This is a genomic window from Streptomyces actinomycinicus (assembly GCF_016741775.1).
Lineage (GTDB): Bacteria > Actinomycetota > Actinomycetes > Streptomycetales > Streptomycetaceae > Streptomyces > Streptomyces actinomycinicus.
Genome location: NZ_JAERRK010000005.1, coordinates 1 through 13,788, shown reverse-complemented (window position 1 = coordinate 13,788; position 13,788 = coordinate 1). Strand labels below are relative to the sequence as shown.

Annotated in this window: 13 protein-coding genes; 3 read left to right on the top strand and 10 right to left on the bottom strand. The window is 72.5% G+C overall.

The annotated features are described in order from the left end of the window. Window positions 1–338: 338 nt before the first annotated feature. The gene (locus JK359_RS11895; RefSeq protein ID WP_201834808.1) at window positions 339–941 is read right to left on the bottom strand and encodes a TetR/AcrR family transcriptional regulator; all 603 of its coding nucleotides are present in this window, start codon (window positions 939–941) and stop codon (window positions 339–341) included. A 295-nt stretch (window positions 942–1,236) separates the two neighbouring features. On the opposite strand from JK359_RS11895, the gene JK359_RS11890 reads away from it, so the two are divergent. Further along, on the top strand, window positions 1,237–2,028 hold the full coding sequence (locus JK359_RS11890; protein ID WP_201834806.1) for an SDR family NAD(P)-dependent oxidoreductase: 792 nt from the start codon (window positions 1,237–1,239) through the stop codon (window positions 2,026–2,028). A 379-nt stretch (window positions 2,029–2,407) separates the two neighbouring features. On the opposite strand, the gene JK359_RS11885 is transcribed toward JK359_RS11890, so the two are convergent. The 3 genes from JK359_RS11885 to JK359_RS11875 all read right to left on the bottom strand — a co-directional run bounded on the left by JK359_RS11885 (window position 2,408) and on the right by JK359_RS11875 (window position 5,118). Beyond that, window positions 2,408–3,175, bottom strand: a complete 768-nt coding sequence (locus JK359_RS11885; RefSeq protein ID WP_201834804.1) for an ABC transporter permease — start codon at window positions 3,173–3,175, stop codon at window positions 2,408–2,410. Further along, a complete protein-coding gene (locus JK359_RS11880; protein ID WP_201834802.1) occupies window positions 3,165–4,151 on the bottom strand; it encodes an ATP-binding cassette domain-containing protein in 987 nt (328 codons plus the stop codon). Before JK359_RS11880 ends, JK359_RS11885 begins: the two co-directional genes overlap by 11 nt. A gap of 82 nt (window positions 4,152–4,233) precedes the next feature. Further along, the gene (locus JK359_RS11875; RefSeq protein WP_201834800.1) at window positions 4,234–5,118 is read right to left on the bottom strand and encodes a siderophore-interacting protein; all 885 of its coding nucleotides are present in this window, start codon (window positions 5,116–5,118) and stop codon (window positions 4,234–4,236) included. A gap of 115 nt (window positions 5,119–5,233) precedes the next feature. Between JK359_RS11875 and JK359_RS11870 the strand changes: the two genes are divergently transcribed. Both JK359_RS11870 and JK359_RS11865 read left to right on the top strand, forming a co-directional pair. Beyond that, window positions 5,234–6,049: a TetR/AcrR family transcriptional regulator C-terminal domain-containing protein gene (locus JK359_RS11870; protein ID WP_201834798.1), complete on the top strand. Its 816-nt coding sequence runs from the start codon at window positions 5,234–5,236 to the stop codon at window positions 6,047–6,049. A 285-nt stretch (window positions 6,050–6,334) separates the two neighbouring features. Further along, a complete protein-coding gene (locus tag JK359_RS11865; protein WP_201834796.1) occupies window positions 6,335–6,877 on the top strand; it encodes an LmbU family transcriptional regulator in 543 nt (180 codons plus the stop codon). A 112-nt stretch (window positions 6,878–6,989) separates the two neighbouring features. Here JK359_RS11865 and JK359_RS11860 read toward each other — a convergent pair whose 3' ends face one another. From JK359_RS11860 to JK359_RS11835, 6 genes are all read right to left on the bottom strand, one after another. Then, window positions 6,990–8,030, bottom strand: coding sequence for a methyltransferase (locus tag JK359_RS11860; RefSeq protein WP_201834794.1), 1,041 nt, complete (start codon window positions 8,028–8,030; stop codon window positions 6,990–6,992). A gap of 75 nt (window positions 8,031–8,105) precedes the next feature. Beyond that, window positions 8,106–9,368: a kynureninase gene (locus JK359_RS11855; RefSeq protein WP_201834792.1), complete on the bottom strand. Its 1,263-nt coding sequence runs from the start codon at window positions 9,366–9,368 to the stop codon at window positions 8,106–8,108. A gap of 31 nt (window positions 9,369–9,399) precedes the next feature. Next, entirely contained in the window at window positions 9,400–10,359 is a 960-nt protein-coding gene (locus JK359_RS11850) for a tryptophan 2,3-dioxygenase (protein WP_201834791.1), read from the bottom strand. Next, window positions 10,356–11,267, bottom strand: coding sequence for an alpha/beta hydrolase (locus JK359_RS11845; RefSeq protein ID WP_201834789.1), 912 nt, complete (start codon window positions 11,265–11,267; stop codon window positions 10,356–10,358). Before JK359_RS11845 ends, JK359_RS11850 begins: the two co-directional genes overlap by 4 nt. A 4-nt stretch (window positions 11,268–11,271) precedes the next feature. Then, on the bottom strand, window positions 11,272–11,904 hold the full coding sequence (locus JK359_RS11840) for a DUF6875 domain-containing protein (protein WP_201834786.1): 633 nt from the start codon (window positions 11,902–11,904) through the stop codon (window positions 11,272–11,274). Between the two features lie 70 nt (window positions 11,905–11,974). Further along, window positions 11,975–13,788 (bottom strand): alpha/beta fold hydrolase (locus JK359_RS11835; protein WP_201834784.1); only part of this gene is annotated, 1,814 nt, incomplete at its 5' end.

The following is a 13,788-nucleotide window of genomic DNA, read 5'->3' as shown; positions in this document are numbered from 1 at the left end:
CTCGACGCGCAGCGCGGCCCGGTGAGTGACCCGTCGGCGCGACGGCGGCCCTCATCGGAAACCCGCGCACCGCGCGCTCCGCGTCAGCCACCGGCCCCGCGGCCACTGTGTGCGCGGTCCGTGCCGTCGGCGGGCAGGCCTCTTCCTCAGCATCGATCCGCCCCGGAGGGCTCGCAACGCGGGAAGGACGGGGTGCCCTGGGCTATCGCTGAGACGCCCTCGCCGGTCTCGGCGCCCGGGCGGTCAGCGCGGCCGGGGATCCGCCGGGCGCCGGCCCGGGGTCCCGGATCCCCGCCGGGCGCCTGGCCGGGGCCGCGGGCGGTCCGGCCGGGACTCTCTCACGCCGGCAGGCCCTGCTGGTCCGCCGGCGGGACGGCGGCGCCGCGCGCGAGCAGCAGGAGGGCGTCGACCAGGTCCTCCGCGGGACTTCCCGTGGCCAGACGCCGGAGTTGCAGTCCCATCACCACGGCGACCGTGGTGGCCGCCAGGCGCTCCCCGTCGGGGACGCCGAGCGCGGTGAGGATCTGGGCGGCGAGCCGGTCGTACGCCCTGAAAGCCTGCGCCGCCGCCTCCCGCAGCCGCTCGTCGCGCCCGGCGTGGAGGTACAGCTCGAAGGGGGCGAGGTGGGCGGTGTCGAGTGCCGTCCCGCACGCGACCTGGCCGGCCAGGGACGCGGCGTCCTCCACGTCGATGCCGTCGGTCCGGCACTGGTCGGCCAGTTCGGTGAAGTGACGGGCCTCTTCGCGCACGAAGTACAGCAGGCTCTCGCGCAGCAGATCGTGCTGGGTCTGGAAGTGGTACGTCACCGAGCCGAGCGACACGCCCGCTTCCCGGGCGATCCGCCTGTTGGTGACGGCCGCGACCCCGTCCTTGCCGATGATCTGCAGGACGGCGGTGATGATGCGCTGGCGCGTCGAGGCGGAGGAAGCGGCGTTCGGCATGCCATGCATTGTTCCATCAGCGGCCGCGGGCCTACGGCCTCGGGCCGAACAGGGCGTCGGGGCCCCGTCACCGGTCCGACGGGCGCCGGAAGCCGCCGGATCGGCCGCTCCAGCCTCGCGGCCCGGGTGAACAGCCGGTCCCGCCACGCCCCGGGCGGCACCGGTGGACACCCCCACCGCCCCGTCCGGGCGGCACCCGTGGACAGGCGGCCCGCCCCGTCCGGGCCGTTCCGGTGGACACGCGGCCCCGCCCTGCCTATTGTTCGTTCGAACGAACAGGACTGGGAGGGTCGTCGTGCGCATTGCAGGGGCAACTGTTCTGCTCACCGGAGTCACGGGTGGCATCGGGAGTGCGATCGCCGCGGAGATGTCGGCGCGCGGCGCGCGGCTGATCCTCAGCGGCCGGCGGAAAGAGGCGCTCGAACCCCTCGCCGACCGCTACGGCGCGCGGACGGTCCTCGCCGATCTCGCCGCCGACGACGACGTCAGGCGTCTCGCGGAGGAGGCGGCCGGTGCGGACGTCCTGATCGCCAACGCGGCCCTGCCCTCCAGCGGCGACCTGCTCGACTACACGCCGGAGCAGATCGACCGGGCGCTCGCGGTGAACCTGCGCGCGCCCGCGATGCTCGCACGACTGCTGGCTCCCGGCCTGGTCGCCCGCGGCCGCGGTCACATCTGCTTCGTCGGGTCACTGTCGGGCATGGCCGCCACCAAGTCGTCGTCCCTGTACAACGCGACGAAGTTCGGGCTGCGCGGCCTCTCCCTGGGCTTCCGCCAGGACCTGCACGGCACCGGTGTCGGCGTCTCCATCGTCCAGCCCGGCTTCGTACGCGAGCTGGGCATGTTCGCCAACACCGGCTCACCTACGCCGGGCGGCGTGCGTACCGTCTCCCCCCAGCAGGTCGTCAGGGGCGTGACGCGGGCGATCGAGCGCGATGTCGCCGAGGTCAACGTCGCCCCGCTCGAACTGCGTCTCCTGACCAAAATCGCCTCCCAGTTCCCGGGGTTCGCCGAACGGGTGCAGCGGCGCGCGGGTGCGGAGAAGACCGTGGACGCGATCGTGGCGGCGCAGCGGGCGAGCCGCTGAACCGACGGCGGCGATGACGTCGGACGCGGGCCTTGAGGAGCAGTCGGGACGACAGGTCCACGAGGTCCCGCAGGACGGGCAGGTACGTGCCGTGTCCGCCGAGTTCGTCGAGGATGCGGTGGGCCCGGCCGCGGAATCCGTCGATGCCCCTCTCGTAGGGCTCAGCATGGCTGATTCGCTCGGTCGCGCGTTCGGCCGGGAACGGCGTGCACCTGGGCACCGGCCACCCTGACGGCGCCGGTACTCGCATGTGCTCCCCGGTGGTGCGGGGAGGGCTCCCCCTCCGGGGGAAAGGGGGAGCCCGGTCCAGGGGCCGTTCGGCGGGCGGCGCCGTCGGGCCGATTTCCCTCGTGTCCCCGGACGGTGTCCGTCCGGAGCCTCAGGCGTTCTCCTTCTGGAACGTCCGCGTGCCCCACAGCAGGGCGAGTACGGCCATGAGCAGCAGCACGAGGGAGCCGGTCAGCAGCTCCGTCGAACTCATGTCCCCGCGGAAGGCGGCACGCTCGGCGTCGACCACATGGGTCAGCGGGTTGATGCGGGCCAGGTTGTACAGCCACCCGGGCGCCAGTTGTGACGTGACCGGCAGCAGCACGCCCGACAGCAGGAGGAGCGGCAGCAGTACGGCGTTCATCAGCGAGGGGAACGCCGCCTCGCTCTTGAGGACCATCGCCAGCGCGTACGACCCGGAGGACAGCGTGACGGCCAGCACCGCGGCGATCACCAGGCTCAGCAGCATGCCCGGCACCGGGGCGTCGAGGCCGAAGACCAGAAGGGTCACCAGCACGATCAGCGCGGACTGCGCGGTGGCCTGCACGGCCTGGGCCAGCACCTTGCCGAACAGCAGGGCGGACCGGCTGGCCGGCGTCCCGCGGAAGCGGTCGACCACCCCGACCCGGTACTCGGTGAGCAGTCCGACCCCGGCGAAGGAACCGCTGAACAGCGCCGTCTGCACGATCAGCGCCGGGGTGAGCACCTCCCACGCGTCGCCGGACGGGAAGCCCGGGGTGTGGTCGACCACGGTGACCATGAGCGGTCCGAACAGGAACAGATACAGCAGAGGCTGCATGATCCCGATGATCAGCCAGGTCGGGTTGCGCAGCGAGAGCCTCATGTCCCGCTGGAAGATCAGCCCGGTGTCACGCAGCACCAGCGGCCTCCATCGCCTCGGGCGCGGGCTCTGTGTCGCGCAGGGAACGCCCGGTCAGGCCGAGGAACACGTCGTCCAGGGTGGGCCGGCTGACCTTGACCGAGGCCATGGTGATCCCACGGCCGTCGAGGGTGCGCAGGAGATCCGGCAGGGCCGCGTCGCCGCGCGGCACCCGGAACCGCACTGTCTCGGCGACGACGGTCACCTCGTGCGCGCCGGGCAGCCGTCCGGCGAGTTCGGCCGCCTCCGCGGACCGGTCGGCGGCGACCTCCACGGTGATCGCGTCCCCGGCGACGCGGGCCTTGAGTTCGTCCGGGGTCCCCTCGGCGACGATCGTGCCGTGGTCGGTGACGAGGATCCGGTCGCACAGGGCGTCGGCCTCGTCGAGGTAGTGGGTGGTGAGGAAGACGGTCGTGCCCTGCTCGGCGCGCATCCGGCGGACGTGGTCCCAGAGGTTGGCCCGGCTCTGCGGGTCCAGGCCGGTGGTGGGCTCGTCCAGGAAGACCAGCGCCGGGTCGTGGACCAGTCCGAGTGCGATGTCGAGCCGACGGCGCTGGCCGCCGGAAAGCGTCTTGGCGGGCCGCTGGTCCAGGCCGGCCAGGTCGAGCCGCTCCGCCAGTGCCGCCCCCCTCCGCCGCGCCTCGGTCCGGGACAGGCCGTACAGCCGGGCCTGCAGTTCGATCTCCTCCGCGACCTTGGACTCCGGCCAGCTGGAGCCGCCCTGGGCGACGAAGCCGATCCTGCGCCGGACGCCCTGAGGGTCCGTCAGCAGATCGCACCCGGCCACGGTGCCGCTGCCGCCGGTGGGGCGGAGCAACGTGGTGAGCATCCGTAAGGTCGTGGTCTTGCCGGCGCCGTTGGGGCCGAGGAAGCCGACCAGTTCCCCGTCCGCCACGTCGAAGTCGATGCCTTTGACCGCGTCGACGCTGCGTCCGCGCAGGGTGAACCGACGGGCGAGACCTCGCACTGTGATCATGGGACCCTTCTTTCCTGCCGGCCGTCGTGCGGCCGGTTCCCCGCGGGGTCCGGCCGGCAGCCGGACCCCGCCGCGTGGCTCGTCAGGAGTTGTCATCGGCGGTGGCCTGGTACTCGGCGAGCCGCTCCTGGGCCTCGGCCATGTCCTCGGCGGTGGGTGCGTCGTCCTGGGTGAGCTTGAACCGCCAGTAGCCGCTGAACTCGATCGACCGCTTGTCCACGCCACGGTCGTCGACCAGGTGCCGGCGCAGCGCCCGTACCGCCCCCGACTCGCCGGCCAGCCAGGCGAACGCGCGTCCCGGCGGGAACTCGGCGGTGCGGACGGCCTCGGTCAGTACCTCACTGCGGCCCGCCGGAGCGCCGTCGCGGTGCAGCCAGTGGACGGTGACCTCGCCCGGCGTCTCGAAGGCCTGCTGCTCGGCGCCGTCGGCGACCTCGATGTAGGCCACCGCGGGTGTCCCCTTCGGCAGGGCCTCCAGCAGCGTGCCGATGGCGGGCAGCGCCGTCTCGTCGCCGGCCAGCAGGAGCCAGTCGGCGTCGGTGATCGCGTCGGTCAGGGAGACCGGCCGGGCGTACACCGCCGACGGGCCCACCATGCCGAGCCGGTCGCCGGGGCGGGCGGAGCCGGCCCAGCTGGTGGCCGGGCCGGTGTCGCCGTGCAGGACGAAGTCGACCTCGATGGTCCTGGTTCCGGGGACGCGCCGCCGGAGGGTGAAGCTGCGCATCCACGGCCGCTCCTCCTCCGGGATGGCCAGAAACGCCTGGTACCAGCTCGTCGCGTCGTCGGTCTGCTCCGGCAGGACGGGCACCTCCTGACCCGCCCTGGGGAAGCAGAGCTTGAGCTGCTGGTCCGGACTCAGGCCCACGGAGTCCTCGAGGTGATCAGCCTCGAAGGTCACGCGCGCCATCCGGGGAGTGATGCGCGTGATGTCGGTGACCTGGATGAACGAGACGGGGAGCGTTGCCATCGAAAACCTTCCGCGAACGTCGGGCATCCCGGGGCGGACCGGTGTCCACCTGATATCCTTACACCGTAAAGAGATGCCTCGCGTGAGGTTACTTTATGCAGTAAGGAGTTGCAAGGTGGTTGTTTTTGCCGGACAGGGAGACGCTCGCCGCTCCATGGCCCTGCTGTGGCGTACGGCCGTTTCCGGGGTCGCCAGAACCGGGCCCGGTCCCAAGCCCGGGCTCGATGTCGACACGATCGTGGCCGCGGGTGTCGCGGTGGCCGACGAGCAGGGAATGGCGGCCCTGTCGATGCGGGCGGTCGGGGCGCGGCTGAAGCGGACCGCCATGGCGCTCTACACCTATGTGCCGAGCAAGAGCGAACTGGTCGACCTCATGCACGACCGGGTGCTGGCCGAGCTGCCCACCGCCTACGACACGGGCGTGGGCTGGCGCCGGGCGATCACGGAGTGGGCCGACGACGCCTGGGCCTTCTATCTGCGCCACCCCTGGGTGCTCCAGGTGTCCCAGGCCAGACCCGTGCTCGGGCCGGGCGAGTACGCGCAGCTGGAGACGGTGGTGCGGATCCTCGACGGGGCCGGCCTGGACCCGTTGCGGCTCCGTCGTGTCATCGCCGTGCTGTTCCAGTTCGTGCGGGGCATGGCCCGGGTCGCCGCCGAGCACCGGCAGGCGGCGCCCGAGACCGGGGTGTCCGACGAGGAGTGGTGGGCGGAGCGGTCCGCTCTGCTCAAGGAGGTGGCGCCCGACTTCGCCGAGCGCTTCCCCGCTCTGGCGGCGCTGGAGGCGCGCGCGTCCCTCGCTGCCGACACCGGCGCGGAGGCGGACGCGGAGGGTGCCGCCCCCTACATGGAGCGGGAGGCCCAGGAGGCGTTCCGGGTCGGCCTGGAGGTGATCCTCGACGGCGTCGAGGCGGCGGCGGAAAAGGCGCGGTGACCGAGGATCCCCTTCCAGTGAAAGATTGCGCCGCAATCGGATCGATCACGGCCGGAAATGTTCATTGACGGCATCTTTGGCGGTGATCTACGGTTTTTTCAGCTTGACACCTTGATGACGCAAGGCCGCGACGACTGGTGCGAGATGCGTCAGTGCCTCAATCCCAGGAGAAAGCCGGTGCAGCAAATCGCCAAGCAGGACCAGCGGGCCCGTCCATTACCGGCCGGCCGCAGAGCGGAGGACGCGGCGCTTCCCCGCAGGAGCGCGGGGGGCCAGGAACGGATCATGACCACCCGGGTCGGCCTCAAGATCCCGGCCACCCTTCCGTACGACCGGTGGGAGAAGGCCGGACTGCACATCTTCCAGATCGCCGACTCCTCCGCCTGGTGTCTGGGCGACTGGCTCGTCTACGGCCAGGAGCGCTATGCCGACCGGTACCAGACCGGAGTGCAGGCCGCCGGGCTCGACTACCAGACCCTGCGCAACTACGCATGGGTGGCACGGCACTTCGAGTTCTGGCGCCGGCGCGAGGCGCTGAGCTTCGGGCACCACGCCGAGGTCGCCTCGCTGCCGCCCGCGGAGGCCGACAGCTGGCTGGACCGGGCCGAGCGGCAGGGCTGGTCCAGGAACGAACTCAGACTCCGGCTGCGGGAGAACCGCCGCGGCAACCGGACGGGGGTGCCCGCCCGCGCCAGTCTGCCCCGCATCAGCGTCCCCACCGACCGCGTCGAGCGCTGGCGCGAGGCGGCGTCCAAGGACGACCGGGACTTCGAGGAATGGATACTGCTCACGCTCGACCGGGCCGCCGCGGACGAACTCGGGCACTGACGGCCCTCACACCCGCCGGCTGACCCGGCCGGCCGACGACCACCCCGGACCGAGGGCTCCACGACGACCGTCGTGGAGCCCTCGGCGCGCGGCAACGTCCGGTGACGGGTCGTCACTTGACCGCACTGATCACGCCGTGCGGCGTCCACCTGCCGCCCGGCAGCCGCTCGGACTTCACGAAACCCGCCGCGGCGAACCACTCCTCGTACTGGTCCCACCGGTAGATGGTGCTGCTGCGGGCGGGCAGCGTCGCGAAGTACACGTTGTCCAGCGCCGCATAGAGCGGACCGTCGCCGCTGTCGTCGGACATGGCGTTGAACACCAGGACCCGCCCGCCGTCCGGCAGGGCGGCGTAGGCCTTGCGCAGCAGGCTCGTGTTCTCCTCCGGCGACCAGATCACCAGCTGGTTGGCGAACAGTACGCAGTCGTGCCCCGGCGGATACGTGTCGGCGAAGATGTCGGCCGCCCGGACGGAGATCCGGTCGCTCAGCCCGTGCTCGGCGATCCTGCGGCGGGCGATCTCGGCCGTGCCGGGAAGGTCCAGCACGGTGAACTCGACGCCCGGGTTCGCCCGGGCGAGGGCGATGGCGTTCACGCCGTCGCCGCCGCCCACGTCGAGCACCCGGCGCACCCCCTTCAGATCGGCCTTCCCCACCAGGACGGGGTTCGACAGCCGCGACCAGGACCGCATGCAGCGGTAGAAGAGCTGCTCGAGACCGGGGTCCGCGGACAGCCGGTGGTACAGGTCCGGGCCCGTCCCCTTGATCCGCCGCAGGCCGACGTTGGTGTTCTCGCGCAGGGACTGGGTGAAGTCCACCTCGGCGGGGCGGACGATCCGCTCCTCGTACTCGATCAGATCCTCGATGATCTCCCAGGTTCCGTCCGCGAACAGTGCGTCGAGCAGGCCGGCGTTGGCGTAACCCTCGCCCTGACGGGTCGTGAGCCGCAGGGCGGTGGTGCCCAGCAGCAGGATCTGTACCGGGCGCTCCGCCAGGCCGAGTTCCCGGCCGATCTCTCCGGCGGTGAGCCCGGGCTGCCGGTGGAGCAGGGCGAACAGGCCAAGGTTCCGGCCCGCGTTGAGCATCTGGAAGGCCGAGGAGCCGAACAGGATCTGGACCAGTCCGTCGGTGCTGAGCGGGGATGCGTCTGCCATGGGCACTCCGTATCGGGGTGGTCGGGGGAGATGGTGCGGGGCCGGGCCGGGGCGGTGACCGCTGGGAAACGGCGGTCAGGTCACCCGGGCCAGGTCGGCGGAGCGGGACGTGTAGGTGCGGTCGGCCGTGACGGCGCGGATCCGGTCCAGCGCGTCCCAGACCTCGGTGAACCGCGTGTACAGCGGGGACGGGCCGATCCGCAGCCGGTCCGGGACCCGGTAGTCGCACACGACCTTCGCGTCCGCGGCCAGCGTCTGGCAGATCCGCCAGGCATCGGGGTGGTACATCGACACATGGCAGCCGCGCCGCTGCGGCTCGCGGGGCGAGGCGCGCCGGAACCCCAGCGGTCTCAGCCAGGCGTCCGCCAGCTCGTCGGCCAGCCGGCCTAGCTGCAGCCCCTTCGCCCGGATCCGCGCCACACCGGCCTCCTCGACGAGCGTGAGCGCCGGATCGACCGCCGCCAGCGACAACAGCGGGGGCGTGCTCACCAGGAACCGCTCGATGCCCGGCACCGGGTCGTAGTCGGGCCCCATCCGGAACTGCTCGCGCTGCCCGAACCAGCCCCACACCGGCTGCCGCAGTCCGGCCTGCAGCTCCCGCCGCACGTACAGGAAGGCGGGTGAACCGGGGCCGCCGTTGAGGTACTTGTAGGTGCAGCCCACGGCCAGCTCCGCACCGGTCGCGGTCAGGTCGACGGGGACCGCCCCGGCCGCGTGCGACAGGTCCCACAGGACCCGCGCGCCGGCCGCCCGGGCCAGTTCGTTCACCTCCGCCATGTCCAGCAGCGCGCCGCTGCGGTAGGACACGAGCGACAGCACCACCAGCGCGACGTCCCCGTCCAGGGCGGACCGCAGCAGATCCAGGTCGAGTCCGCCGTCCGGGTCGGAGGCCAGCCGGCGCAGCCGCAGTCCCCGCTGACCGGCGAGCCCCTGCAGGACGTACCGGTTGGTCGGGAAGTCCTCGGCGTCGATCAGCACCGTGCCCCGTCCCGGGGCCGCGTCCAGGGCGGCCCCGGCCAGCTTGTACAGGTTGACCGACGTCGAGTCCGAGAGCACCACCTCGCCCGGCCGGGCACCCAGCACATGGGCCGCCAGGCGGTCGCCGAGCCGGGCGCCCCAGTCGATCCAGCCCTGCCAGGACCGCACGAGTCCGGCGCCCCAGCCGTCCTCGATCACCTCACGCAGCCGGTCCGGGGTCGCGGCGGGCAGCCGCCCCAGCGAGTTGCCGTCCAGGTAGATCAGTTCCGGATCGTCGACGACGAACCGCTCCCGGAACCCGGCCAGCGCATCGGCCGCGTCCAGTTCCTCGGCCGCCGCGCGTGTGATCCCGCTCGTCATGGGCCCTCCTTCTCTCAAGTGGGTCGGCGGGTCAGAGCGTCGAACGCACCGACCACAGCTCCGGGAAGAAGCGGTGCTCACTGATCCGGGCCAGCCAGGCCACGCCCTCCGTGCCGCCGGTGCCCGGCTTGTCGCCGAGCATCCTCTGCACCGTCAGCAGATGCGTGTACCTCCAGCGGGCGAACTGGTCCGCGGTGTCCATCAGCGCCTCGGCCAGCAGGTGCAGGTCGTGATGGCGCGCCGGGTCCCGGTAGACCGCCCGCCATGCCTCCTCGACCTGCGGGCCGCTGCGGTACGGCTGCGCCGCGTCCCGGTTCCCGGGGCCGTCCGGCGCGAGCAGCCCGCGGCGCACCAGCAGCGCCAGCGCCGCGTCGTACAGGCTCGGCTCGTACAGCTGGGCCGTCACCGCCGCGTAGCCGGCCGTGTCCCGGTGGGGCCCGGTCATGGCCGGGTTCTTGTTGCCGAGCAGGAACTCCAGCCGCCGGTATCCGGCCGACTGGAACCCGGACGCCGATCCGAGGACGTCCCGGAACTCGGCGAACTCCACCGGTGACAGCACCGAGAACGTCTCCCAGGAGACCAGCAGCACCTGCTGCACCCGCGCGGACCGGCGCAGGGTCCACAGCGCCTCGCCGAGCCGGTCGCCCGCCAACTGGTCGCGCGCCGCCGTGAGTTCGGTGTGCAGCAGCTTGAACAGCAGCTCCTTCACCTGGCTCATGATGATGAAGCCCGGCTCGGTCCTCGCCGGACTGAGCGGATGCTGCAGCGCCAGCAGCTCGTCCATCCGCGCATAGTGTGCGTACGGCGTGGTGCCCGGCGGCGGGCCGGCGGCCAGCGGGCACCCGGACCCGGACCCGGTGCCCTCTGCGGCCCGCCGGGTGTCCTGTGCTGTCTGCTCGCTGCCTTGTGCGGTCCGCCGGGTGTCCTGTGCTGTCTGCTCGCTGCCTTGTGCGGCCCGCCCGGTGTCCCGTGCGGTCTGCTCGGTGGTCATGCGGTGGTTCCTCCCAGTCCCATGTGCGCCAGGACCGCGTCGCCCAGTCCGGTGCCACGCACCCCCAGGTCGTAGGGGAGATCGAAGTGATCGCGCCGCTCGGCGACGACCTCCCTCACCGCGGCCCGGAACCGCAGCGCCCTCACCATCCGGTCGTGCTGGCGGACGTACTCCTCGGTCTCGTTGCCGCCGCGGGCGACCACCAGAGGGGGCAGCCGGGCCGGCAGCCGATGCAGCGGGCTGTTACGACGCGCCCCCGCCTCGTCCAGCCGCAGCGCCTCGTTGACGTACGACAGCCGGACCGGCTCCAGGTCGTACATGCCGCTGAGCAGCACCGCCCCGGCGATCCGCGCGGAGACGTCGGGCCCGTCCGACGGGCCCGGCAGCAGGGCCATCGCGGCCAGGTGGGCGCCGGCCGAGGTGCCGCACAGATGCAGCCGCCGCGGATCGAACCCGAGCCCGTCCGCGTGCCCGAGCAGCCAGGCCACGCTGCGCCGCACCATGCCCGCCATCGCGTCCAGGCCGACACCGGGGGCGAGACCGTACTCGATCACCGCCACCGCCGCCCCCGCCTCGAGCAACGGCGGTACCGCGAACGCCGATTCGGACCGGCCGAGCGCCTGCCAGTTCCCGCCGTGCACGAAGACCAGCAGCGGCGGACACCCGGGACCCGCGCCGGGGAAGTAGTCGAGCAGCTCGGCCGGGTGCGGGCCGTAGGCGAGCGAGGCACGCACCGGCCGGTCCCGGCGGGCCGCCTCGCTCAGCCGCGCGTACTCGCGGAGGTAGGCGTCCAGACTCGGCACCCGGGAACTCGGCGAGTACTGCAGGTCGAGCGTGGCCCGATCCATACCCCGGTACACGGGGGCACCGGTCGTCGCCCGCCTGGCGGACCGTGGTCCGACGCTCATCCGCTCAGCTCCCCGAACCGTGGGCGGCACGGGCCCGCTCGTAGACCTCGGTCAGCAGCGGGTCGATACCGTGCCCCGAGTCGCGGTAGCGGGAGCCGAAGCGCTGCGCGTACTGCTCGAACCACTCCCGCCGGTCCGCCAGGAACAGCACGTCGTGGATCGCCATGGACCGCACCGCCATCATCGGCACCGGGGCGTAGCTCACCTCGAAGTGCGGGTTGCGGGCCGCCTTCTCGGTGCACCTCTCGTGGAACTGGGCGATCATCAGACCCCGGCGCACGGTCTCCGGTTTGAGCGCGGCGTGCGCCGCGTCCAGCAGGTGCAGGTGCTCGGGCGGCAGATCCGGCAGGACGAGCAGCAGCGAGCGCAGGTTCGGGTTGCCGGCCTTCCAGTCGACCTCGCTGAACTCGTCGAGGGCACAGCGGATCACCTCGTCGATCAGGGCCTGGCTCGGGGTCGGGCCCACCAGCCTGACCCGTATCTCCAGCGCGTCGGCGCGCTGGGCCGGTTCGACGAACGGGCAGACCGGGCCGGGGCGTCCCAATCGGGGGTGCGGTTTGCGGATGTAGTCGCTCAGCCACCCGTCCACGGCCGCCAGGGCCTTGGTCAGGTCGACGGAGAGCACGTCGGTCAGCATGTAGTCAGTCCTCGGGCGTAGGTCCCGCAGAAAGCGGACGGTGGAGTGCCTCGTGGGCGGCCTCCGCACGTCATCGGTCGCCGGCGAGCTGCTGGAGCTTGGCCGACAGGATCCGGCCGACCTCGGCCAGCGTGTCCGGCCGGGTCAGCATGGTTCCGTGCTCGCCGGGCACCACGTGGGCCTCGACGGTGCCACGGACGTACGGTTGCCAGGCTGCGGCCTCGACCGGCGGGTCCTGCTGCTCCGAGCAGGCGATCAGCAGCAGGTCGGCGTCGATCGGGCCGGGCCGGTAGTCGATGGTCAGGTGAGTGTTGTTCGCCGAGATCTCGGTGATCGTCGCGAGCCGGTCCTCCTCCAGGTTGGCCAGCACACTGCCCTGGCGGCGCAGGATGTCCCGCGCCTCGGCGAAGGTCAGCTCCGTGTCGTCGGACCGGTGGCCGTCGTCGACGAGACCCACGTGGTACAGCAGCATCACCCGGTCGTCGGGGGCCGGCACATCGGCATGGGTCAGGCCCTGCCAGTCGGGGATCACGTCGAGCACCGCGACCAGCGCCACCGGCTCGCCCCGCCGCTGGAACTCCGCGGCCAGGGCGTGCGCGCACAGCCCGCCGAACGACCAGCCGGCCACGTGGTACGGGCCGTGCGGCTGCACCGTCTGGATCTGGTCGGCATAGTCCACCGCCATCTCCTCCACGCTGGCCGGCCGCGGCTCCGGACGGGCCAGGCTGCGCGCCTGGATGCCGTACAGCGGGTACTGCGGATCGACGTGCTTGATCAGCGCGCTGTACGACCAGCTGAGGCCACCGCCCGGGTGGATGCAGAACAGCGGCGGCCGGCCGCCCCCGGTCCGCAGCGGCAGCACCACCTCGTACGAGCCGTCCGCGTCGTCGACATCCAGCCGGGCGCTGATCCCGGCCGGGGTCGGCGCCTCGAACAGGTGCCGCAGCCCCAGCTCGACACCGAACGAGGACCGCAGCCGGGCCATCAGCCGCGTGGCCAGCAGGGAGTGCCCGCCCAGGTCGAAGAAGTCCTCGTCCACCCCGACCACCGGCCGGCCCAGCACCTCGGCGAACAGCTCGCACACGACCTGCTCCTGCGGGGTGGCCGGAGCCCGGCCGACATCGGCGGGCTCCGGGGCGAAGTCCGGGAGCGCGGCACGGTCGAGCTTGCCGTTGGCGGTGAGCGGGAGCCGGTCCAGCGGCACGATCGCAGCGGGACGCATGTACTCGGGCAGCTGCCGGCGCACGTGCTCCCGCAGGGCCGTGAGCAGGGCACCGGTGTCCCGTCCGGTGGCCGGGCTGGTGGTCCACGCGGACAGCGGAGTACCGGTGTCCGCCGGGCCCGCGGGCACGTAGAGCCCGACGGGCACGCCGTCGCCGAGCAGTTCCCGCCTGAGAAAGACCACGTCGACGGAGGCCGGATCGTGGGTGCTCCAGCTGATCGCGGTCCAATAGCCGTGCGCCTCGCCCAGGCGCCGGAACTCCTCCGGCTCCACGCCGGGCGTGACCGGACCGGCCGCCGCACTCCCGGCATCCAGCGCTCGCTGTACGGCCAGGTCCTTCGAGATCCGCGCGTTGGGAACGCCGGTCACCCGCAGCCGGTCGGGCCGCGCGGACCGCAGCTGATCGGCCAGGGCGTCCAGGTCCCGGGCCCAGGGCCGCGCCGGTGCCTCGGCCAGGGACTGGCAGACGACGCCGGACTTGTAGAGGGTGACGTCGTAGCGGTAGCGGGTCAGTTCGTTGTGGGTGGCACCGTGCTTGAGCCGGACGTCGGCTCCGGCCAGTTGCGGCACGCGGTGCACGAGCGCCCCGAAGTACTCCGGATCGACGAGCAGTTCCTTCTCCAGCACCAGGCTCTGCTCCACGGCCCGGCGCACCGCGACGC

Excerpts from the sequence above, each read along its gene's own strand:
- JK359_RS11850 (WP_201834791.1), bottom strand. The coding sequence starts at position 10,359 with ATGACCACCGAGCAGACCGCACGGGACACCGGGCGGGCCGCACAAGGC.
- JK359_RS11880 (WP_201834802.1), bottom strand. The coding sequence starts at position 4,151 with ATGATCACAGTGCGAGGTCTCGCCCGTCGGTTCACCCTGCGCGGACGC.
- JK359_RS11895 (WP_201834808.1), bottom strand. The coding sequence starts at position 941 with ATGCCGAACGCCGCTTCCTCCGCCTCGACGCGCCAGCGCATCATCACC.
- JK359_RS11845 (WP_201834789.1), bottom strand. The coding sequence starts at position 11,267 with ATGAGCGTCGGACCACGGTCCGCCAGGCGGGCGACGACCGGTGCCCCC.
- JK359_RS11860 (WP_201834794.1), bottom strand. The coding sequence starts at position 8,030 with ATGGCAGACGCATCCCCGCTCAGCACCGACGGACTGGTCCAGATCCTG.
- JK359_RS11865 (WP_201834796.1), top strand. The coding sequence starts at position 6,335 with ATGACCACCCGGGTCGGCCTCAAGATCCCGGCCACCCTTCCGTACGAC.
- JK359_RS11840 (WP_201834786.1), bottom strand. The coding sequence starts at position 11,904 with ATGCTGACCGACGTGCTCTCCGTCGACCTGACCAAGGCCCTGGCGGCC.
- JK359_RS11855 (WP_201834792.1), bottom strand. The coding sequence starts at position 9,368 with ATGACGAGCGGGATCACACGCGCGGCGGCCGAGGAACTGGACGCGGCC.
- JK359_RS11875 (WP_201834800.1), bottom strand. The coding sequence starts at position 5,118 with ATGGCAACGCTCCCCGTCTCGTTCATCCAGGTCACCGACATCACGCGC.